The following is a 20,777-nucleotide window of genomic DNA, read 5'->3' on the forward strand; positions in this document are numbered from 1 at the left end:
GAAAAAATAGAGAATGAAAACAATGAGCGAGATAAGAGTTCTTATAGTTGATGATGAAAAGGATTTTTGCCTGAGTTTTAAGGATTTTTTAAAGAGCAAGGCAATTACCGCTGATGTTGCCTTTGATGGTGATTCTGCCAGGCATTTAATTGAGTCTAATACTTATAGTATTATATTTTTTGACTATAATATGCCCGGTATAACCGGTATTGACCTGCCAAAGATTATTAAGGAACATAGCCCAGATGCTAAGAAGATTCTTGTTACTGGCTATGATCTGGTTGACGCGAAGCTAAAAGAACTCTTAGGACTAGATGCCCTACTAAGAAAACCTGTAAAATTGGCAGATCTTTACAGGTTTATCGAAGCGGAAAAGGCCTGAAAAATAGATTTTTAGCATATAATCAGACAATCTAGCTGGGTTGCCTGATTTTGTTTTATGTGCTATAATAAAAGTTCGAAAATTAGGGGTAATAATTTCTTTATAAAGGATAATATTATGTGGAATAAGGCAAGTTTAAAGAAGCTGATACAAGAGCGCATGAGCGACTATAAATTTATAGTCGTATCCAATAGGCAGCCTTACGTTCACACGTTCAAAAAGGGAAAGATTGAGTGTATACGGGGTGCAGGCGGCGTTGTTACAGCCCTGGACCCTGTAATGCAGGCCTGTCATGGCAGCTGGGTAGCTTTTGGAAACGGAGATGCTGATAAAAAGGTTGCTGATAGTCACAGTAAACTAAAGGTGCCTGAGGATAACCATGCCTATACCTTAAAGCGGGTATGGCTGACTAAGGAAGAGGTAGACGGCTACTATTACGGCTACTCTAATACAGCTATCTGGCCCCTTTGTCATATGGCATTTCAACGGCCTAGATTTAAGCATGAGGACTGGGAGTATTACAAAAATGTAAATAAGAAATTCGCAGAGGCTGTCTTAGAAGAAGTAGGAAAGGATAAGGCATTTATCTTTATACAGGATTATCATCTAGCCTTATTGCCTAAGATTTTAAAAGAGAAGGCTAAGTCACAGATAATTGTAGCTCATTTTTGGCATATTCCCTGGCCAAATTATGAGACATTTAGGATATGTCCTCAAGGTGCTGAAATCTTGAAGGGATTACTCGCCAATGATCTTTTGGGTTTTCACATTCGTTATCACTGTGATAATTTCATAGATTGTGTGGATAGGACAATCGAATGTAAGATTGACCGTGAGCGTTTTGCAATATCCAAAGCAAGGCATGAAGTGCTTGTTAGGCCTTATCCGATTAGCGTTGATTCTGAGGGCCTAAATCACACATCCAATTCTTCTCTTGTACAGACGGCAGTAGATAACCTGCGTGAGGAATACGCTCTTTCTGGTTACAAGGTACTTCTTGGGATTGATCGCATTGATTACACCAAAGGTATTCCAGAAAGGTTGCTTGCAGTAGACCACTTACTAGATAAACACCCCCAGTTAAAGGAAAAGATAATATTCTTACAAATGGGTGAGATTTCAAGAATTCATATCCCCCAGTACAAAGAATTAAATGATAGAATAAATGCGCTTGTAGAACAAATAAATTGGAGACATTCTACAGAAAACTGGAAGCCGATTATTATGGTTCGTCGTCATTTATCATTTGCCGAATTGTTAGCTTTTTACAGGCTGGGAGATTTGTGCCTAGTTAGTTCTTTGCACGATGGTATGAATTTAGTCGCCAAGGAATTTGTCTGCTCAAGAACTGATTCAAGCGGCATGCTTGTTTTAAGCAAATTTACAGGTGCTGCCAGAGAGTTGCCAGATGCTATTTTAGTCAATCCTTATGACAGAGATGAATTTGCAGATAGTATGTTTAAGGCCTTAAATCTCTCAAAAAGAGAAGGCACAAAAAGGATGAACAAAATGCGCAAAATAATTGAGCAGAATAATATATTTAGATGGGCCGGAAAAATCATATCCGAATTACTAAAATTTGAATTTGAGGAATAGAGGTGAAGTATTTTTTTTCAGCCTGGAATCATTTCTTAGAAAGGGTAGCAAGAAGTAAACGCATATTTCTATTTCTTGATTATGACGGCACCTTGACTCCTATTGTAAAAAGGCCAGAGCTTGCCAGGATAACGCCGCAACAAAGAAAACTCCTTGCCGCACTTTCCCAATTGAAGCGATATCAGTTAGCAATTATCTCAGGCAGGGCACTAGCTGATGTTAAAAAACTCGCAAGGTTAAAAAAAATCATATTTGCCGGCAATCACGGAATGGAATTATCCGGGCCAGGAATAAAATTCTTACATAAAAAGGCACTTAGTCTAAATTCTATAATAAAGGGTATTTATAGGCAGCTTTCTAAAATTTGCAAAAGTTTCCCAGGAAGTATTGTTGAAAATAAGGGTTTGACCTTATCTGTGCATTTTCGTGCTGTTAAAGGCAGAAGAAATATCAGGAATCTTTCTAAAGATGTAAGAAGGTTATTAAATAAAAAAGAATATCAAGGAAAACTAAGACTCACACAAGGAAAGAAGGTCCTGGAGTTAAGACCCAAGGTTGACTGGAATAAAGGTAAGGCTGTTGAGCTGATTATGAAAAAAATGAGATTAAGTACTAAATCAAATTTAGCGGTTTATATTGGTGATGATACAACAGATGAAGATGCATTTCGGAATTTGCAGGCTAGGGGAATAACTATTTTCGTGGGAAAACCCAAAAAAGACTCTTGCGCTAAATACTATCTTAGGAATACGCAGCAGGTTTATAGATTTTTGAATAGGTTAAAAGAAATCTAGGCGGTTATTATGACACAAACTAAAGCCTCTATTATATCTCCGGAGATAAAGGAAATTTTGAGTTCTCCAGAAAAAAAAGAGAGGTTGTGTAAATTCTTTGATGATATGCATCCTCACGATATCTATATTCTAGCACAGGGTCTTACTCCTGGTGAGATAGCAGAGATTGTTATGGCCTTGGGCATGCCAAAGGGCATAGAGTTTTTCCAGGAGTTTAAGATAAGGCGGCAGCGCCAGATCTTCCGCCAATTTCCAAAAGAGTGGATGGCAGATGTCTTAGAAGAAATGGCACCAGATGAACGCGCTGATTTTATAAAGGTTTTACCCCGGGAGAGGACAGAAGAGATTTTACCTTTGGTAGCCCAGGCGGAACGAAACGACATCAAAAAACTGCTTGCCTATGAGGAAGATACAGCCGGCTCTATACTTACAACCGAATACGCATCTTTACCCTTAGATATTACGGTAAAAGAGGCATTTGAACGAATAAAGTTACAGGCGTTTAATCGCGAGACTATCTATTATGTCTATGTTATTGATCAAGAGAGAAAACTCTTAGGCATCGTCTCTTTAAAGAATCTATTGGTTGCAGATTCTAATAGTAAGATTTCCGATGTGATGCATCCTCAGGTGATTACAGTTAATGTTAATGAGGATAAGGAGGTAGTGGCCAAGAGGTTATCTGACTATGATTTTTTGGCTATTCCTGTTGTTGATAATGACAATAAGTTGGTTGGTATTGTTACTGTTGATGATGTTGTTGATGTTGTGGTGGAAGAGAACACAGAGGATATTTATAAATACGGTGCTGCTGGTACTTACATAGACTATATGGGCTCTAATGCTGTACATATAGCTAAACAAAGGATAATGTGGTTACTCGTCTTGGTTGTTATGGGTTTTGTGTCTGCCTGGATAATGGAAAAATATACTTTGCAGTTGCAAAGCGTTATTGCCTTAGTGTTTTTCTTGCCGTTACTTAGCGGCTCAGGTGGTAACGCAGGCACGCAGTCATCAACCGTTATCATCAGAGGTCTTGCAACTGGGGAAGTAAGGATGAAAGATGTGTTGAAGGTCTTAAGAAAGGAATTAGTCACAGGAGTTTTTGTCGGACTTGCCATGGGAGTCTTGGCAGCATTCAGGGCTATCGTAATGAATAGAAGCCCGTTATTAGGATTAACCGTTGGCCTAGCAATGATTATTACAGTTACTGTGGCGACAACATTAGGCGCAATGCTTCCTTTGGTTTTTAAAAAGTTGAAACTTGATCCTGCCTTAATGAGTGGCCCATTTATCGCGAGCATTGTTGATATCATTACAATAATTGTATATTTACAAATCGCAACCGTTGTTTTTTCACTTTCCGGAGCCTAGGACTTCCTCAGGCATTTCCTATGGCCTATTGTTTAAAAAATAGAATGTGTCTCTACCTTTCAGAGGTATAAAATGCAGAAAACCAAAATTCCATTTTTTAGAACTTTCCAGGCAAAGGTTACGTTGGTTTTGATCCTTTCGTTATTTTTTGTTGCGAGCTTAAGCAATTTCCTTATCTACAAATCCGCCCATGATGCACAACTTGAGCAACTCAGGGAAAAGTTAAAGGTAATTGCACGGACTCTAGTTTTGGCTATTGATGTTGATTTGCTGCGTCGGGTCCCTCTAAACCCAGAGGGAATAAATAGTCCTGCCTTTAAGTCCATTGCCGAATTGCTGGCCAAGATTAAAGAGGCAAATCCACCTATCATCTACATCTATACTATGGTTAAGACAGAAAAAGAAGGTATCTGGAAGTTTGTTGTTGATTCTGGTCCTTTTGATGCAGGGGATACAAAAGGAGAAATAACTTTCTATCCCGGAGATGAATATGACGCTGTTAGGTCTCTTGGAATTCTTAAGGCCTTTGATGTTCCTTCTGCAGATAAGGAAATCAAAAGAGATGAAAGGGGATTTTTTCTTTCAGGTTATGCTCCTATTCGCAATAAGAACGGAGAAACCGTGGCTATGTTAGGAGTAGACATTACTACGCAAGATGTTACTATACTTCAGAACATTGTTTATGAAAGTGGAATTTTTGTATCGATTTTAGGAGTGATTCTTTCTGTGTTTTTAGGGATGACAATATCAAGGAGAATCACTAGGCCTATTAATGAATTAGTAGAGGCAACTCATCGTATTGCCGAGGGAGATCTAGAGCATCAGGTAAAGGTTAGTGGTGCTGATGAAATAGCTGAATTAGCCTCGTCTTTTAACCAAATGGCAAGAAGCCTTTATGATTTAAGAAAGAAACTTCTTAACTATTTCTATCGCGTAGCACAATCACTTGTACGTATATTAGAGGCGAAGGACCATTATACAAGAGGACATTCTGAAAGAGTGGCTGAATATTCAGAAAAGATTGCTCATAAATTAGGAATCCCTAAGGAAAGAATAGAAATATTAAAAGAGGCAGCACTCTTTCATGATATAGGTAAAATTGGAATCCATGAGAATATATTAAACAAAAAGGGTAAGCTGACTGATGCGGAGTGGGAGATAATCCAAAGCCATCCTATAATAGGAGAGGATATAATAAAACCCATTTCTTTAACAGAAGAAATGATGGCAATAGTTAGAGGCCATCATGAGCGCTATGATGGAAAGGGCTATCCTGACAAAATAAGTGGAGATAGCATTAATCTCTTTGCTGCTATTGTCTCAGTGGCTGATGCCTATGATGCAATGATTTCACCCAGGGCATACAGAAGGGCCTTTAGCAAGCAAGAGACTATAGAGGAGCTTAAGAAAAATAGAGGCAGTCAATTTCAGCCTAAGGTCATTGATGTATTAATTCAGATACTAGAGAAAGACTAAAAGTTAAGGTATGAGTATATAGGCGCATGAAAGAGATTTCAATGTGCAAGGACTTGAAATTAAGCATGCCAAGATTGGAAGTAGTTGAGCAGCAAAAAAACTTGACAAAGATTTAGAGTTGTTGTATATTGTGACTACAGTATTTAAAGGAGCAGGGAATGCATTAAGTGACAAAGATGTCCACGAAGGGGGCATCTTTTTTTTTAAGCTATGGCTCAAGTTTCAGTTAAAATGCAAAAATTATTAAAGAAAAGACAAGGTTCATCCGGCGAATTGATTGAGGTCTTACAGGGTATTTACTATCTGCCAAAAGAGGCGTAAGGGTCGCCTCTAAAAGGTTAGATGTACAGCTATAGGGAATAAGGAGGAAGCAATGGCAAGGTCAGGCTATATAGAGAAAGTTTTAGAGACAGTTAAAAAACGCAATCCTAATGAACCAGAGTTCCATCAAGCCGTATCTGAAGTCTTGGAATCGCTTAAAGCGGTTGTCGAAAGGAATCCTGAGCTTGAGGATACTGCGCTACTGGAGAGAATAGTTGAACCAGAAAGACAGATAATTTTTAGAGTGTCTTGGCAGGATGATAAGGGCAAGACGCACGTTAATCGAGGCTTTAGGGTACAGTTTAGCTCTGCGCTTGGTCCCTACAAAGGGGGTATTCGTTTTCACCCTTCAGTATATATAGGAATCATAAAATTTTTAGGATTTGAGCAGATATTTAAAAATTCTTTGACTGGCTTGATGATGGGCGGAGGAAAAGGGGGTTCTGACTTTGATCCAAAAGGAAAGTCAGACTCTGAGGTAATGCGTTTCTGTCAGAGTTTTATGAATGAGCTTTATCGTCATATTGGAGCAGATACTGATGTTCCAGCTGGAGATATCGGCGTGGGCGCTAGAGAAGTTGGCTATATGTTCGGCCAGTGGAAAAGACTTACCGGATTATTCAATGGAGTCCTTACCGGCAAAGGTCTTGATTTTGGAGGGTCTTTAGTAAGGACTGAGGCTACTGGTTACGGATGCGTATATTTCTGCGAGGAGATGCTAAAGGAGAAGGGTGATTCTTTTTCTGGTAAAAGCGTCCTCATATCTGGTTCAGGTAATGTATCCATTTATGCTCATGAAAAGGCTACTCAGTTAGGTGCAAAGGTTGTAGCAATGAGCGACTCTAACGGATTCATTTACGATAAACACGGGATAAACTTGGAAACCGTTAAATGTATCAAAGAGATTGAGAGAAAGCGTATAAAGGTTTGTACTGAACATCATAAAACAACAGAATATCATGAGGGTAGTAGCGGTATCTGGAATGTAGAGTGCGACATAGCCCTACCTTGTGCAACGCAGAATGAGCTTGATGAGAAGGCAGCCAAGACCCTGGTAAAGAATGGATGTATAGCAGTAGCAGAAGGAGCTAATATGCCTTGTACTCCAGAAGCAGTTAAGGTCTTTCTTGAGAAAAATATTCTTTTTGGTCCGGGCAAAGCTGCCAATGCCGGTGGGGTAGCCACTTCTGGATTAGAAATGGCCCAGGACTCTGGGCGTCTAACTTGGACATTTGAGGAAGTGGATAAAAGATTGCGCGAGATTATGGTCAATATCTATAAATCCGCAAAAGAAGCGGCAGAAGAATATGGTACACCCGGCAACCTGGTTAACGGCGCTAACATTGTTGGTTTCTTGAAGGTAGCTAGGGCTATGATGGCTCAAGGCCTGGTTTGATTCTTTGTTTATTGAGGCAAAATAAAGATCTAAACTTGACAAGTAAAGAATTTTGTGTTATATTTAACTTTAGATAAGTGGCACAAAGTATGTGCTGGAAATTAACAAAGGCGTTCGAAAGAACGTCTTTTTTTGTGTTTTTTAATTCAAAGAAGAATCCTTCCAGATAATGACGTCTTCTTAAGCAGGAAGACGTTTTTATTTGTAGGACAAAGGTGTTCTAATGCTCTCATAAGGAGTAAGAACGCCTTTTTTATTTTATGAGAATCGTTTGTTAAAACAGGAGGTTATAGATGAATTTAGGACGTCCAAATGCAAATGATGTTACCCAGACTGCTAATAGATCACGTAATGTTGTTCCAAGTTCAGGCATATGCACACGTTGTATTGACGGTTGCCGGGGTAACTGTGAGGTTTTTAAGGCAAGCTTTAGAAGCCGGGAAGTTCTTTATCCTGGTCCCTTTGGTGAAATTAGTGCTGGAGGTGACAAGAATTACCCGGTTGACTACTCTCATTTAAATATTTTAGGTTACGCCATGGGAGCAGAGGGATTGCCTTCTGGAGTAAGGCCCTCACCAGATACTGCTATTTTTCCTAACGTAGATACTGAGACTGAGTATGGCTCCAATAGCAAGGTAAAGATGAGAATGCCTGCTTTTACTGGAGCGCTCGGCTCAACTGAGATTGCCAGAAAGAACTGGGAGCATTTTGCTATTGGCGCAGCTATTTCCGGCATTACTTTGGTCTGCGGAGAGAATGTCTGCGGTATTGATCCAGAATTAGAGCTTGATTCTAAAGGCAAAATAAAGAAGGCTCCGGACATGGACAGGCGTATTCAGACCTACCGAAAATTCCATGAGGGCTATGGTGAGATTTTAGTCCAAATGAATGTAGAAGATACCCGTTTAGGTGTTGCCGAATATGTTAGAAAGAAACACAACTTGAAAACTATCGAGCTTAAGTGGGGCCAGGGAGCAAAATGTATTGGCGGAGAAATTAAGGTCAGGCCTTTAGAAAGAGCCTTGGAGCTTCAAAGGCGCGGTTACATAGTTACTCCTAACCCTTCACTTAGGGCAGTGCAGAAGGCCTATAAGGCAGGGGCAATAAAGGAGTTTGAGCGTCATTCTCGTTTAGGATTTGTAACCGAGAAAGATTTTAAGCTTGAGATTAAGCGTCTAAGAGAGTTAGGCTTTGAGCGTATTACCCTAAAGACCGGGGCATATCCTATGCGAGAGTTGGCTATGGCTATTAAGTTTAGTTCTCTGGCTGAGATTGACCTTTTGACAATTGATGGTGCTTCAGGCGGAACAGGTATGAGCCCTTGGAGAATGATGGAAGAATGGGGCATACCTACATTCTATCTGCAGTCAATGACCTATGAGATTTGTCAGAAGCTAGATAAGAAAGGGATACGCATTCCAGATATTGCTATTGCTGGTGGTTTCTCAACCGAGGACCATATATTTAAGGTATTAGCAATGGGTGCTCCTTATGTAAAGGCAGTGTGCATGGGAAGGGCTTATATGATTCCAGGTATGGTCGGTAAAAATATTGGTTACTGGATTGAAGGCAAAGACCTGCCGAATACTGTCTCTTGCTATGGGAAAAAGCCCGAAGAGATATTTGTCTGTTACGAAGAGCTTGAGGAGAAATATGGCAAAAGAATGAAAGAGATACCACTGGGTGCAATGGGAATCTATAGCTTTAGCCAGAAGCTCAAAGTTGGACTTCAGCAGTTAATGGCCGGAAGCAGAAACTTTAAGCTCTCTACTATCTCTAGGAAGGATATAGTCTCTTTAACTGAAGAAGCAGCCAAGGTTTCGGGCATTCCATATGTAATGGATGCCTACAGAGAGGAAGCAGAAAAGATTATAAGCTCTTAAAAAAGTTTGTAGGTAGAGTAGAAAGCTAAAAAAGAAGGGGATAGGTTAATATTGCCTATCCCCTTTTCTTTAGAGTAGGGGTAGGTATTTTTTGATTTCATGCTGGGTAATCTGAATACGATAATCTTCCCATTCCTTTTTCTTATTAAACAAGAATCGAGAAAGGATATGCTCACCCAGGATCTCTTTAATAAACTCGCTTTTTTCAGTCTCCATAATTGCCTCAAAAAGGTTTCCAGGTAAAGAGGTGAGGCCTCTTTTTTCCCGTTCCTCCATAGCCATATGGTAGATGTTAGGCTCAACCGCAGGAGGTAGAGGGTATTTTTTCTCAACTCCTTCTAATCCTGCTGCAAGCATTACTGAAAAGGCAAGATATGGGTTGCAGGCTGGATCAGGACACCTTAATTCTATCCGAGTTGCCTTTTCGTTTCCGGGTCGGTATAAGGGAACCCGCAGAAGTGCAGTTCTGTTTCTCTGAGCCCAAGAGGCATAAACCGGAGCCTCATAGCCTGCTACCAGCCGTTTATATGAATTTACCCATTGTGCGGTTAAAGAACAGATTTCCCTAGCATGTTTAAGCTGTCCGGCAATAAACCCTTTGGCAATAGAAGAGAGGTGGTATTTATCTCTCTTATCAAAGAAAGTATTCTTATCACCCCGAAACAAAGATTGGTGAACATGCATGCCAGAACCATTTACACCAAACAGAGGCTTGGGCATAAAAGTAGCATAAACCCCGCTTTGCTGTGCAATCTCTTTGACTACGTATTTTATGGTGATTACGTTATCTGCTGCAGTTAAGGCATTTGTATACTTAGGATCTATTTCATGCTGGCTAGGGGCAACCTCATGATGGGTTGCTTCCATAGTTATGCCCATTTCCTCTAAGACTCGAACTGTTTTGTTTCTTAAGGTGTTTGCTAAATCATTTGGAATTAACTCAAAATAAGAACCTTCATCAATAATCTGGGGGCTCTTGTTGGATTTAAAATAAAAGTATTCAACCTCAGGCCCTATATAAAATGTAAGACCTAACTTACCTGCTCGGGCCGTGGCCTTCCTTAAGACATACCTTGTATCACCCACATAAGGACTCTGATCCGGACTTAATATATCACAGAATATCCTGGCAATAGGCCCAGTCTCAATTGTCCAGGGAAGCACCTTAAACGTAGTTACATCTGGCATAGCAATAATATCAGACTCTTGTGCCTCAGCAAACCCAGTGACTGAAGAGCCATCAAAACCCTTACCATGTTCTAAGGCATCCTTTAATTCACCTTTGGTAATAGACACACACTTTAAAATACCTAAGATATCCACAAACCAGAGCTGGATAGTCCTAATATTATCTTTATGGATTTTTTCTATTATATCCTTTATTCCTTGTTTCCTGTTCTTTTTGCCAAGAGAGGGGATATCTATGCTGATAGGTTCTCTTTTTGCTGAGGGGTCCTCTAAAAGCACTTGGTCTTTAGCTATGATATATCTACTGCCTACCTTTTCTGCAAATAGAGTACCACTTTTAATACGTTCAATAACTGCCTGCCTGGAAATGCCTAAGATCTTGGCTGCCTGGGTTGGACTTAAATATTCTTCCATTATTACCTCCATTAGTTAAGTGTTTTGTAAGGTATCATTTAATGTTACTTTACAAGTGTAAAGCATTGCTTGACATTTGTCAAGTATTTTTTTATCTTTTTTTTACATGAGTCATGTTTAGGCTAAAATAGTCATTTTTTAGCCTAAACTCTCTCTTTAGCTACTCACTTTTCCTGCATACTTTTTCTTTTGACATACGATTTTTTTAATGATAGACTATTGTTTACCATCTCAAAATCATCATGTCAGAAGTTAACCCTCAAAAAATTCCACTTTTAAATCCACTAATTTAACTTAATAAGGAGGCACTATGAAGTCCGCTGAGTTTACTGTCAAAGAGATAAAACTAGAAGATCTAAGCCCACAAAAATTTATAGAAGAAAAGGCTCAAGAGATTTCCATTGCAGTTAAAGATGACGTTGCTATTAATGCCCTTTCTGGTGGAGTAGATTCCTCTGTAGTTACCATGTTAGGACATAAGGCCTTAGGGAAAAGATTAAAGACCTATTTTATTGAGAATGGCATTATGAGAGAAGGTGAGGCAGAAAGGATTGCAAATATCTTTAAAGAATTAGGAGTTAAGGTAGAGATTTTTGATGCAAGAAAAGAGTTCTTTTCTGCTCTTAAAGGCCTAACAGACCCAGAAGAAAAAAGAGAGGCAATTACACAGACCTTTTACAAAAAGGTATTTGGTGATTTAGTAAGAAACAGTGGTTCAAAATATCTCTTGCAAGGCACAAATTACACTGATGTAGAAGAGACAATTGCTGGAATAAAACGCCAGCATAATATCCTAGAACAACTTGGAATTGATACTCAGGCAAGCTTTGGCTATAAAGTCCTAGAGCCAATTATTGAACTTAGAAAATCTGGAGTAAGAGAGATTGCCAAAGCAGTAGGTCTGCCTGAGGAGATTCATAATCGGCCACCATTTCCCGGACCAGCATTAGCAGCAAGGGTTATAGGCGAGGTAAACCCAGAACGTACTGAAACCGTTAGAAAAGCAACTACCATTGTTGAACAAGAGTTATCTTCAACAAAGGCATTCCAATACCTGGCAATACTACACCAAGACAGAGTCACTGGCATAAGAGATGGAAAACGTGATTTTGGTCTTCAGATTGAAGTAAGATGTTGGGAAAGCAAAGATGCCTTAAAAGGCACTCCTACCAGACTTTCCTTTGATATTCTAGAAAAACTCTCAAAAAGAATAACTACGGAAGTTCCAGGAGTAGTAAGCGTTACCTATAATATAACCACTAAGCCGCCGTCTACGATTGAGGCAATATAGGTTAGCGTTTAGAAAGATAGGACCGGACACAATTTTATAAGTCCTAGAACAAGGTGTTCTCCGCTCTAGGCGGACAGGCGCTAACGGAGGTCTAACCCATGAAACCCCTAGTAGTCTTTTATTCAAGAACCGGCATTACTAAACAAGTGGCAGAGGATATTAGTAATGTATTAGGATGTGATGATGAGGAGATTATTGATACTAAGGATAGGAGTGGAGCTAAAGGATATGTGATTGCAGGTAAAGATGCAGTTATGAAGAAGGGCACAGTAATAGAAGAGGTTAAAAAAGATCCTGCAAGTTATGATTTGGTTATTATAGGTACTCCAGTCTGGGGTTTTACTATGGCTTGCGCGATTAGAACTTATATAGAACAGAAGAAAGAGGCGTTGAAAAGAGTAGCCTTCTTTATAACACAAGGTAGCGCAGGAGGTAAGAAGACATTACAAGATATGGAAAAGCTTTGTGGCCAGAAGCCGGTTGCACTAATGGAGGTTTTGGAAAAGGAGGTTAAAAGAGGTCAGGCCTTTGATAAGGTTAAGGAGTTTGTTGATGAAATAAAGAAAAAACTAGATTAATTTCTCTTGACAATTTAGTGCTACTGTGGATAATAGTGGAGATGATTGTAGAGAACTTACATAGGGATACCAAGACGCTCGAGGAAGGAGCGTCTTTTTTTTAGATAAAAGCGGCAACCTATTTTAGTTAAGATGACAAAGGCGTCCTTTCTGCGTACAAAGATGTAGAGGGGACGCCTTTCTCTATATTAAGGTAATTAAATGAAAAGATATAAAAATAACCTACTTGCTAGTAAAGGAGAGTTTTAATGCCAAGACGCAAAGATATCAAAAAAGTGCTAATTATTGGTTCAGGTCCGATTATTATTGGTCAGGCCTGTGAGTTTGATTATTCTGGTACCCAGGCCTGTAAGGCCTTGAAGGAAGAAGGCTTTGAGGTGGTATTGGTTAATTCAAATCCGGCTACGATTATGACTGATCCAGGTACGGCTGATAAGACTTATATTGAGCCTTTAACAGTTGAGACCTTGGAGAAGATTATTGCAAAGGAAAGGCCAGATGGGCTCTTGTCTAATTTAGGAGGCCAGACTGGTTTGAATCTTTCTTTAAGTCTGTATAAAGCAGGCATCTTGAAGAAATACGGTGTTGAGATTATAGGGGTTAAGGCAGATGCTATTGAAAGAGGTGAAGACCGTCTTGCATTTAAAGAGACAATGGCAAAGCTAGGTTTAGAGGTTCCTCGTTCAAAGGTTTCTACATCAGTAGAAGAGGCTGAAAAAATCGCAGAAGGGCTTAAATATCCGGTTGTCTTGCGTCCTGCCTATACCTTAGGCGGTACTGGTGGTGGCATAGCCTATAATGTAGAAGAGTTAAGAATCGTTGTAGCCCGGGGTCTGGCTGCAAGCATAGTAGGACAGGTTTTAGTTGAGGAGTCGGTTATAGGATGGGAAGAGTTAGAGCTTGAGGTAGTTAGAGATCAAAAGAATCAGAAGATTACTGTTTGCTTTATTGAGAATATTGATGCTATGGGAATACACACTGGAGATAGTTTCTGCGCTGCTCCCATGCTTACTGTGCCTGAGAAATTGCAGAAACGTATGCAGGAATTTTCCTATAGAATTGTGGATGCAATTGGAGTAGTAGGAGGCACCAATATCCAGTTTGCCCATAATTTAGAAGATGACCGGTTGGTAGTGATAGAGATTAATCCTAGGACCTCTCGTTCTTCTGCCCTTGCCTCTAAGGCTACTGGTTTTCCCATTGCCAGAATCTCTACCAAATTGGCAGTAGGTTTGACTATGGATGAGATTCCTTATTGGCGAAAAGGCACATTGGAAAAATATGAACCCTGGGGAGATTATGTGGTTATTAAGTTTGCCCGCTGGGCCTTTGAGAAATTCGCTGGGGCTAAGGATGTATTAGGAACCCAGATGAAGGCAGTGGGTGAGGTAATGAGTATTGCCAAAAACTTTAAAGAGGCCTTTCAAAAAGCAATTCGTTCTTTGGAAATAAAAAGATATGGCTTAGGTTATGCCAAAGACTTTAATAGTCTTTCCTTAGAGAGACTAAAGGAGAAACTAGCCCAACCTTCTAGTGAGCGTGTTTTTCTTATGTATGAGGCCTTACGTAAAGGCATGAGCGTAGAAGAGCTCTATTCCTTAACTTTTATCGGACGCTGGTTTATTAGCCAAATGAAGGAGCTAGTAGAGTTTGAAGAGAAGTTGCTTAAATACTCTTGGAAAGACCTGCCGGATCAAGAGTTGGCCAAGGCCAAGGAATGGGGTTTTTCTGATAAATATCTAGGTCAACTTTTTCAAGTAAAGGAGGCAGAGGTAAGGCAGAAGAGAATTGCGATTGGAAAAGTAGCTTGCTTTGAGCCGGTTCCGGTTAGCGGGGTAGAAAACGCAGCTTATTATTATTCTACTTTTAATGCCAAAGACACAGTACCTGTTTCTAGTAATAAGAAGGTAATGATTTTAGGCGGTGGGCCGAATAGAATCGGACAGGGTATTGAATTTGATTATACTTGTGTACATGCAGCCTTTGCCCTGCGCGATGAAGGCTATGAATCAATTATGGTCAATTGTAATCCAGAGACAGTATCTACTGATTATGATACTTCTAACAAGCTCTATTTTGAGCCTTTGACTGTTGAGGATGTCTTGACAATCTATGAGAAAGAAAAACCCATAGGAGCTATTGTCCAGTTTGGAGGCCAGACTCCTTTAAATATTGCCCAAGAATTAAAAGACAATGGAGTAAACATATTAGGCACTACTCCTGAGAATATAAACCTGGCAGAGGATAGGGAACGCTTTAGAGAAAGGATGATAAACCTAGGCATTCCCCAGCCGGAAAGTGGCACAGCACGTTCCTTAGAAGAGGCCATTAATATTGCCAAGAGAATAGGTTTTCCTCTTATGGTGCGGCCATCCTATGTACTAGGTGGTAGGGGTATGGAGATTGTCTACGATGAATATATGCTCAAGCGTTATGCCCAGGAAGCAATTAATGTTAGTCCAGAACACCCCATGCTTATTGACCGATTCCTAGAGCATGCTATTGAGGTAGAGGTTGATGCACTTTCAGATGGCAAGGATAGCTTTATTGCTGGAATCATGGAGCATATAGAGCCAGCTGGAGTGCATTCTGGAGATTCTGCCTGTGCTATTCCTACAAAGACTATAAAGACAAAACACCTTAAGGATATAGAGAAATACACAGCTGCTATTGCAAAAGAACTTAAGGTTGTGGGTCTAATGAATATTCAGTATGCAATCTGCAATGAAGAGGTTTATATCTTGGAGGCTAATCCGCGTGCAAGCCGAACTGTACCTTTAGTTTCTAAGATAACCGCTATTCCTATAGCTCGTATAGCAACTCAATTAATGTTAGGCAAGCGCATTAAGGAATTTCCTGAATTAAAGAAGAAAAAGATTCCTTATGTAGGGGTTAAAGAGGCGGTCTTTCCGTTTAATATGTTTCCAGAAGTAGATCCAGTATTAGGTCCGGAAATGAGAGCTACTGGAGAGGTTATGGGAATCGCTGACAGCTTTGGGCTTGCTTTTTACAAGGCAGAGGAAGCCAGCGGGACCAAGCTTCCCTTAAAAGGTAACATCCTGTTAACCGTAGCTGATAAGGATAAGAAGTACTTAGTGCCTATTGCTAAAGAGATGAAGCAGCTAGGTTTTAATATCTATGCTACAGGAGGAACCGGTGAATTCCTGAATAAGAAGGGAATAGAGAATAAGGTAATAAGAAAATTGCATGAGGGCAGACCGAATATTTCCGATGCAATAAAGAACAAAGAGATTAATCTTATTGTTAATACCCCTATTGGTCGTAGCTCAAAATTCGATGATAGCTACATCCGCATAATGGCAGTGCGGCATAAGATTCCATACATTACCTCAATAGCCGCTGCCCAGGCAAGTATTGAAGGTATTAAAGCAGTGAGTAGTTCTGAGTCTTTACCAAAGGCGCTTCAGGATTATCATAAGGAAATAGGCTAGAATATATTAAAGAATAAAAGGAGAGATCGGTGAAGACAAAACCAGGTTTTGATAATGAAAAATACCTAAAAGAGCAGACGCAGGCTATTCTAAAAAGGGTTAAGAAGTTTGACAATAAATTATATCTTGAGTTTGGCGGTAAGATAATCTTTGACTATCATGCCTCAAGGGTATTGCCTGGCTTTGATCCTAATGTAAAGATGAAGCTCTTACAGAAGCTAAAAGATAAGGCAGATATTATACTCTGTATTTATGCCGGCGATATCGAAAGAAGAAAGGTAAGAGCAGATTTTGGCATTACCTATGATGTTGATGCCATGAAGCTTATTGATGATTTAAGAAGCTGGGATATTGATGTCTTAGCTGTGGTGATAACCAGATTCGATAACCAGCCAGCAGCAAATATATTTAAGAATAAGTTGGAACGCAGAGGTGTAAAGGTATATACGCATCGTTTTACCAAAGGTTATCCTACGGATGTGGATTTAATAGTTAGTGATGAGGGTTATGGAGCAAACGAATATATCCAAACCAAGAATCCACTTGTTATAGTTACTGGTCCTGGACCAGGCAGTGGTAAATTAGCTACTTGTCTTTCCCAGTTATACCATGATTATAGAAAAGGCCAGAAGTCAGGATATGCTAAATTTGAGACCTTTCCTATTTGGAATATTCCCCTCAAGCATCCTGTAAACGTGGCATATGAGGCTGCGACAGCTGACTTAAGAGATTTTAATCTGGTAGATCCTTTTCATCTTGAGGCCTACAAAAAGACAGTAATTAACTATAACCGCGATGTAGAGATATTTCCTGTTCTTAAGAGGATATTAGAAAAAATCACCGGAACACATTCTATATATAAATCTCCTACTGATATGGGGGTAAATTGCGCTGGCTTTGGAATTGTTAATGATGAAATGGTAAAAGAGGCAGCAAAACAGGAGATAATACGAAGATATTTTAGATATTCCTGTGAATATCTAGTGGGTTTTGTGGATAAAGAGACAGTAGATAGGGTAGAGCTTCTTATGGAAGCAGTCAATGTTAAGCAAGCAGATAGAAGAGTGGTTGCTTCTGCAAGGGAGGCTGCTAAACAGGCTCAAGAGAAGAATAAAGTAAATGAAGGAATCTTCTGTGGCGCTGCCATAGAATTAAAGGATGGCTTAATAGTTACAGGAAAGAATTCTTCTCTTATGCATGCGACATCTAGTCTTATCCTGAATGCCATAAAGATCTTAGCTGATATCCCTGACAAGATACATTTGTTAGCACCTAATATAATAGAGTCAATAGTAAATTTGAAGGAGAATGTTTTAGGTGCCAAGACGCTAAGCCTGGATTTAGAAGAGGTATTGATTGCCTTAAGTATAGGCGCAGATACAAATCCTGCCGCGCAATTTGCTATGGAGAAATTAAAGGAGCTCCAAGGCTGTGAAGTGCACATAACTCATATGCCTAGCTCAGGTGATGAGACAGGATTGCGTAGACTAGGGGTTAATCTTACCAGCGATCCGAATTTTTCAAGCAATAGCTTGTTTATGATATAGAGGACTTCTTTGATTCAGGAGGCCATATGCCAATTTTCATAAGGAAAAAGATATTATTTTTGCTGTCTGGATTGTATTAAAGAATTCAAATCTGACCCAGAGAAGTACATTCAGGAACTAAAAGAGCAAGAATGACCTGAATAGACGTTCCTGATGACAATACGTTAGAAACTTGCTATAATTGGGGTTAAATATTTCCTATATTTAACCCCTTTTGTTTAGGTGAGGTTTTGCTATGGTCAAGTGGCAGTATGGAAGGCGTCTTAAACCATCGGTTTTCGACATACCAGTTGCCAAGATAAAGAGCGGCTGGTATTCTGATAAATATTTTGTGCGCACAAAAAAGATATTAGAGCGTGATAATAATCATGTAAAGGTCTTGATGCAGGTATTCTGCAGAAAAAATGCTGTTGTCTGTGGTCTGGATGAGGCAATTGCTATCCTTAAGCTCTGTGCAGACCGGCCAAGCCAGTTAAAGATCAAGGCCCTCTATGATGGCGATGAGGTAAAAAAGGGCGAGACTGTCATGACTATTGAGGGTGATTACAGTACCTTTGCGCACTTAGAGACTGTATATTTGGGAGTTATTGCTCGGCCTACAGCTGTAGCTACTGCAGTCAAGAAGGTGGTTAAGGCAGCTAGCGGCAAAAAGGTATTGTTTTTTCCTGCCCGTTTTGACCATTACAGAATGCAGACTGCTGACGGCTATGCTGCATTTATATCCGGTGCCTTAGGGGTTTCTACTGATGCCCAAGGATTGTGGTGGGGTGAGAAAGGCCTAGGTACAGTTCCTCACGGACTTATTGCTGCATATAATGGCGATACAGTAAAGGCAGCAGTCAGCTTTGATAAATATATGCCTAAAAACATTCAACGTATTGTCCTTGTTGATTTTAATAATGATTGTATAGCTACATCTTTAAAGGTGGCAGAGGCGTTGGGCAGCAGACTATGGGGAGTCCGGTTTGATACTGCTTTAGATGTAAAGGATAAGTCAGTTAAAGGCAAGAGTAGAGATTCTTATGGGGTTTGTCCTGAACTTGTATTTAAGGCAAGGAAGGCTCTTGATAAATGCGGGTATAATTATGTAAAGATAATAATTTCAAGTGGATTTGATGAAGATAAGATAAAAAGATTCCTTCAGTTAGGCGTTCCTTTTGATGCTGTAGGTGTTGGCTCAGCATTATTGAAGGAAAGAATCGACTTTACAGCAGACATTGTGAAGGTAGCAGGCAAGCCCTGCCATAAGGTGGGCAGAAAATATAGGCCTAATCCGCGTTTGAAATTAGTTAACTGACTCTTACCTGTATAGATAAACCCCAAGATGTATGACTAAAACAAATATGGCGAATCTGGCCAAAAAGGGGTATAATATTTCAAGATACGAGCAGAACAAAGAAGTTTCCAAGAGACAAGTCTATGCTAGGAAATAGAATATTTCGATTGATTTTTGTTGTTATTATTGTGCTTATTTGCGTAGGTACAGCCTTAGTCTCATATTTTCTGTTTATCACATCCGGCTCAGCACTTCTTACCAAAATATTGCTTTCCCAGTATGTTGATTCAGAGAATGTCTCAATTGAAACAATTGAGGGCAATCTTGCCCAAGGTCTTAAGCTCAAAGATATCCAGCTAAAAGGATTTGCAGGACTGCCGGAAGAATCAGTTCTTAAGATTCAGCAGCTCAATGTTTCATTCCGACCTATTAAATTCGACACTTTAAATCTGGATATAGAGAATGCGAGATTGTATCTGCCTTATTCAGATCCAATAGTATTGTTTGCCAGCTATAAGAAGGTGGAGCTTGATGTAAACGTGTATTCGCGCAAGGTTGATGCGCAGGAGATTATGGATCTATTTGCCAAGGATAAGGATTTGGATGATATATCCGGGGCAATAACTAATATTGATAGTTATGTAAAAGGCTCTTTTACTAGGCCGCAGTTAACAGGGGTATTTGATGTAGAGAAGATTTCCTACCAGGAGTTGACGTTTTCTGATTGTCCGGGTTCGTTTGCTATCAATTTAACAGGTAAGGGTAAGGATTCCCAGTTACAGGGGGCAGTAGTTTTTAAAAGTGGCCAGGTTGTAAGTCGGGATCAGGTATTTCGAATAAAGGAGAGCAGGATTATATTTTCCCCTGATTATGAAAAAATCCTTTTTGATTTTAAAGGTTCAACCAAAGTCAGGGATACAGAGATTGACATAGCCTTTAGTGGCAATTTTTCTGATCCTAGTCTGAAGTTAACATCCAAACCCCCTAAACTTGAAAGTATACTTGCCTTTATGCTAGTTAAAGGCACTTATCCTCAAGAAGCAGAAGAGCTGGTACTTAGCGAGGTAAGTTTTAAGAAGGCAATGGCTAAAGATTTATTGGATTATTTCTTATCTGGTAAAAGTATTAGAGATATAATGCAACGTCTAGGTCTAGGCGATATTCCTGCCGTTAGCGAATCAGAGTTAGAAAATAAGCAATGAAACTAAAGAAAGCACTTCTGATAGTAGATGTTCAGAATGACTTCTGCCAAGGTGGCGCTTTAGCTGTACCTGAGGCAGAAGAGATTATGCCGATTGTAAATAAGTATATAGGCATTTTTTTGAAATCTAACCTGCCTATCTTTGCATCCAGAGATTGGCATCCAGAAAAAACTAAACATTTTAAAGATTTTGGAGGTTCCTGGCCCAGGCATTGCATTGCCAATAGTCAGGGTGCAGAATTCAGTCCAAAATTGAAATTGCCAAAACAGGCAATAATCATATCTAAAGGTATGCATCCGGAAAAGATAAGTTATTCTGGTTTTCAGGCAGAGGATTCTGAAGGAAGGGATTTGTCTAGCTTATTAAAGATCTTTGGCATAAAAGAGCTCTTCTGCTGTGGCCTTGCTACTGATTATTGCGTGAAACATTCGGTTCTGGATGCCTTAGGCTATAAATTAAAAGTTAATTTGCTTATAGATGCAATTCGTGGTGTGGATGTTAAAAAGGGCGATTCACTTAGGGCTATAGATGAGATGACATCGCGTGGTGCAAATAAACTCAACCTTAAAGATATTGTTGGCATGGCCTACTAAAGGCCTAATTTAGA

Annotated in this window: 15 protein-coding genes; 14 read left to right on the plus strand and 1 reads right to left on the minus strand. The window is 39.7% G+C overall.

The genetic code is table 11. From position 1 onward, the window contains the following. The first annotated feature begins 22 nt into the window (after window positions 1-22). From KJ593_02930 to KJ593_02960, 7 genes are all read left to right on the plus strand, one after another. Window positions 23-382 (plus strand): response regulator, encoded by a 360-nt coding sequence (locus KJ593_02930; protein MBU2540834.1) that lies wholly within the window; start codon window positions 23-25, stop codon window positions 380-382. A gap of 117 nt (window positions 383-499) precedes the next feature. Then, window positions 500-1,978: a trehalose-6-phosphate synthase gene (locus KJ593_02935; protein MBU2540835.1), complete on the plus strand. Its 1,479-nt coding sequence runs from the start codon at window positions 500-502 to the stop codon at window positions 1,976-1,978. A 2-nt stretch (window positions 1,979-1,980) separates the two neighbouring features. Then, window positions 1,981-2,772, plus strand: coding sequence for a trehalose-phosphatase (gene otsB / locus KJ593_02940; protein MBU2540836.1), 792 nt, complete (start codon window positions 1,981-1,983; stop codon window positions 2,770-2,772). A gap of 9 nt (window positions 2,773-2,781) precedes the next feature. Continuing rightward, entirely contained in the window at window positions 2,782-4,146 is a 1,365-nt protein-coding gene (gene mgtE, locus KJ593_02945; GenBank protein ID MBU2540837.1) for a magnesium transporter, read from the plus strand. A 72-nt stretch (window positions 4,147-4,218) separates the two neighbouring features. After that, on the plus strand, window positions 4,219-5,622 hold the full coding sequence (locus KJ593_02950; GenBank protein MBU2540838.1) for an HD domain-containing protein: 1,404 nt from the start codon (window positions 4,219-4,221) through the stop codon (window positions 5,620-5,622). A gap of 373 nt (window positions 5,623-5,995) precedes the next feature. Beyond that, complete coding sequence (gene gdhA / locus KJ593_02955; protein ID MBU2540839.1) at window positions 5,996-7,339, plus strand: NADP-specific glutamate dehydrogenase; 1,344 nt, start codon at window positions 5,996-5,998, stop codon at window positions 7,337-7,339. Between the two features lie 293 nt (window positions 7,340-7,632). Beyond that, on the plus strand, window positions 7,633-9,222 hold the full coding sequence (locus KJ593_02960) for an FMN-binding glutamate synthase family protein (protein ID MBU2540840.1): 1,590 nt from the start codon (window positions 7,633-7,635) through the stop codon (window positions 9,220-9,222). A gap of 69 nt (window positions 9,223-9,291) precedes the next feature. Here the strand turns inward: KJ593_02960 and KJ593_02965 are convergent, their stop codons facing one another. Beyond that, a complete protein-coding gene (locus KJ593_02965) occupies window positions 9,292-10,824 on the minus strand; it encodes a glutamine synthetase beta-grasp domain-containing protein (GenBank protein ID MBU2540841.1) in 1,533 nt (510 codons plus the stop codon). Window positions 10,825-11,134: 310 nt separating this feature from the next. On the opposite strand from KJ593_02965, the gene KJ593_02970 reads away from it, so the two are divergent. The 7 genes from KJ593_02970 to KJ593_03000 all read left to right on the plus strand — a co-directional run bounded on the left by KJ593_02970 (window position 11,135) and on the right by KJ593_03000 (window position 20,763). Beyond that, window positions 11,135-12,115 (plus strand): ExsB family transcriptional regulator, encoded by a 981-nt coding sequence (locus tag KJ593_02970; GenBank protein MBU2540842.1) that lies wholly within the window; start codon window positions 11,135-11,137, stop codon window positions 12,113-12,115. Window positions 12,116-12,213: 98 nt separating this feature from the next. Further along, window positions 12,214-12,693, plus strand: coding sequence for a hypothetical protein (locus KJ593_02975; protein MBU2540843.1), 480 nt, complete (start codon window positions 12,214-12,216; stop codon window positions 12,691-12,693). A 248-nt stretch (window positions 12,694-12,941) separates the two neighbouring features. Continuing rightward, window positions 12,942-16,145 (plus strand): carbamoyl-phosphate synthase large subunit, encoded by a 3,204-nt coding sequence (gene carB, locus KJ593_02980; protein ID MBU2540844.1) that lies wholly within the window; start codon window positions 12,942-12,944, stop codon window positions 16,143-16,145. A 29-nt stretch (window positions 16,146-16,174) separates the two neighbouring features. Next, entirely contained in the window at window positions 16,175-17,692 is a 1,518-nt protein-coding gene (locus KJ593_02985) for a DUF1846 domain-containing protein (protein ID MBU2540845.1), read from the plus strand. Window positions 17,693-17,927: 235 nt separating this feature from the next. Further along, the gene (locus tag KJ593_02990; protein ID MBU2540846.1) at window positions 17,928-18,989 is read left to right on the plus strand and encodes a nicotinate phosphoribosyltransferase; all 1,062 of its coding nucleotides are present in this window, start codon (window positions 17,928-17,930) and stop codon (window positions 18,987-18,989) included. 122 nt (window positions 18,990-19,111) lie between these two features. After that, window positions 19,112-20,170 (plus strand): translocation/assembly module TamB, encoded by a 1,059-nt coding sequence (locus KJ593_02995; protein ID MBU2540847.1) that lies wholly within the window; start codon window positions 19,112-19,114, stop codon window positions 20,168-20,170. Then, complete coding sequence (locus KJ593_03000) at window positions 20,167-20,763, plus strand: isochorismatase family protein (GenBank protein MBU2540848.1); 597 nt, start codon at window positions 20,167-20,169, stop codon at window positions 20,761-20,763. Before KJ593_02995 ends, KJ593_03000 begins: the two co-directional genes overlap by 4 nt. Window positions 20,764-20,777: the final 14 nt, after the last annotated feature.

It is taken from the genome of Candidatus Omnitrophota bacterium (assembly GCA_018830005.1).
Taxonomy (GTDB): domain Bacteria; phylum Omnitrophota; class Gorgyraeia; order JAHJTE01; family JAHJTE01; genus JAHJTE01.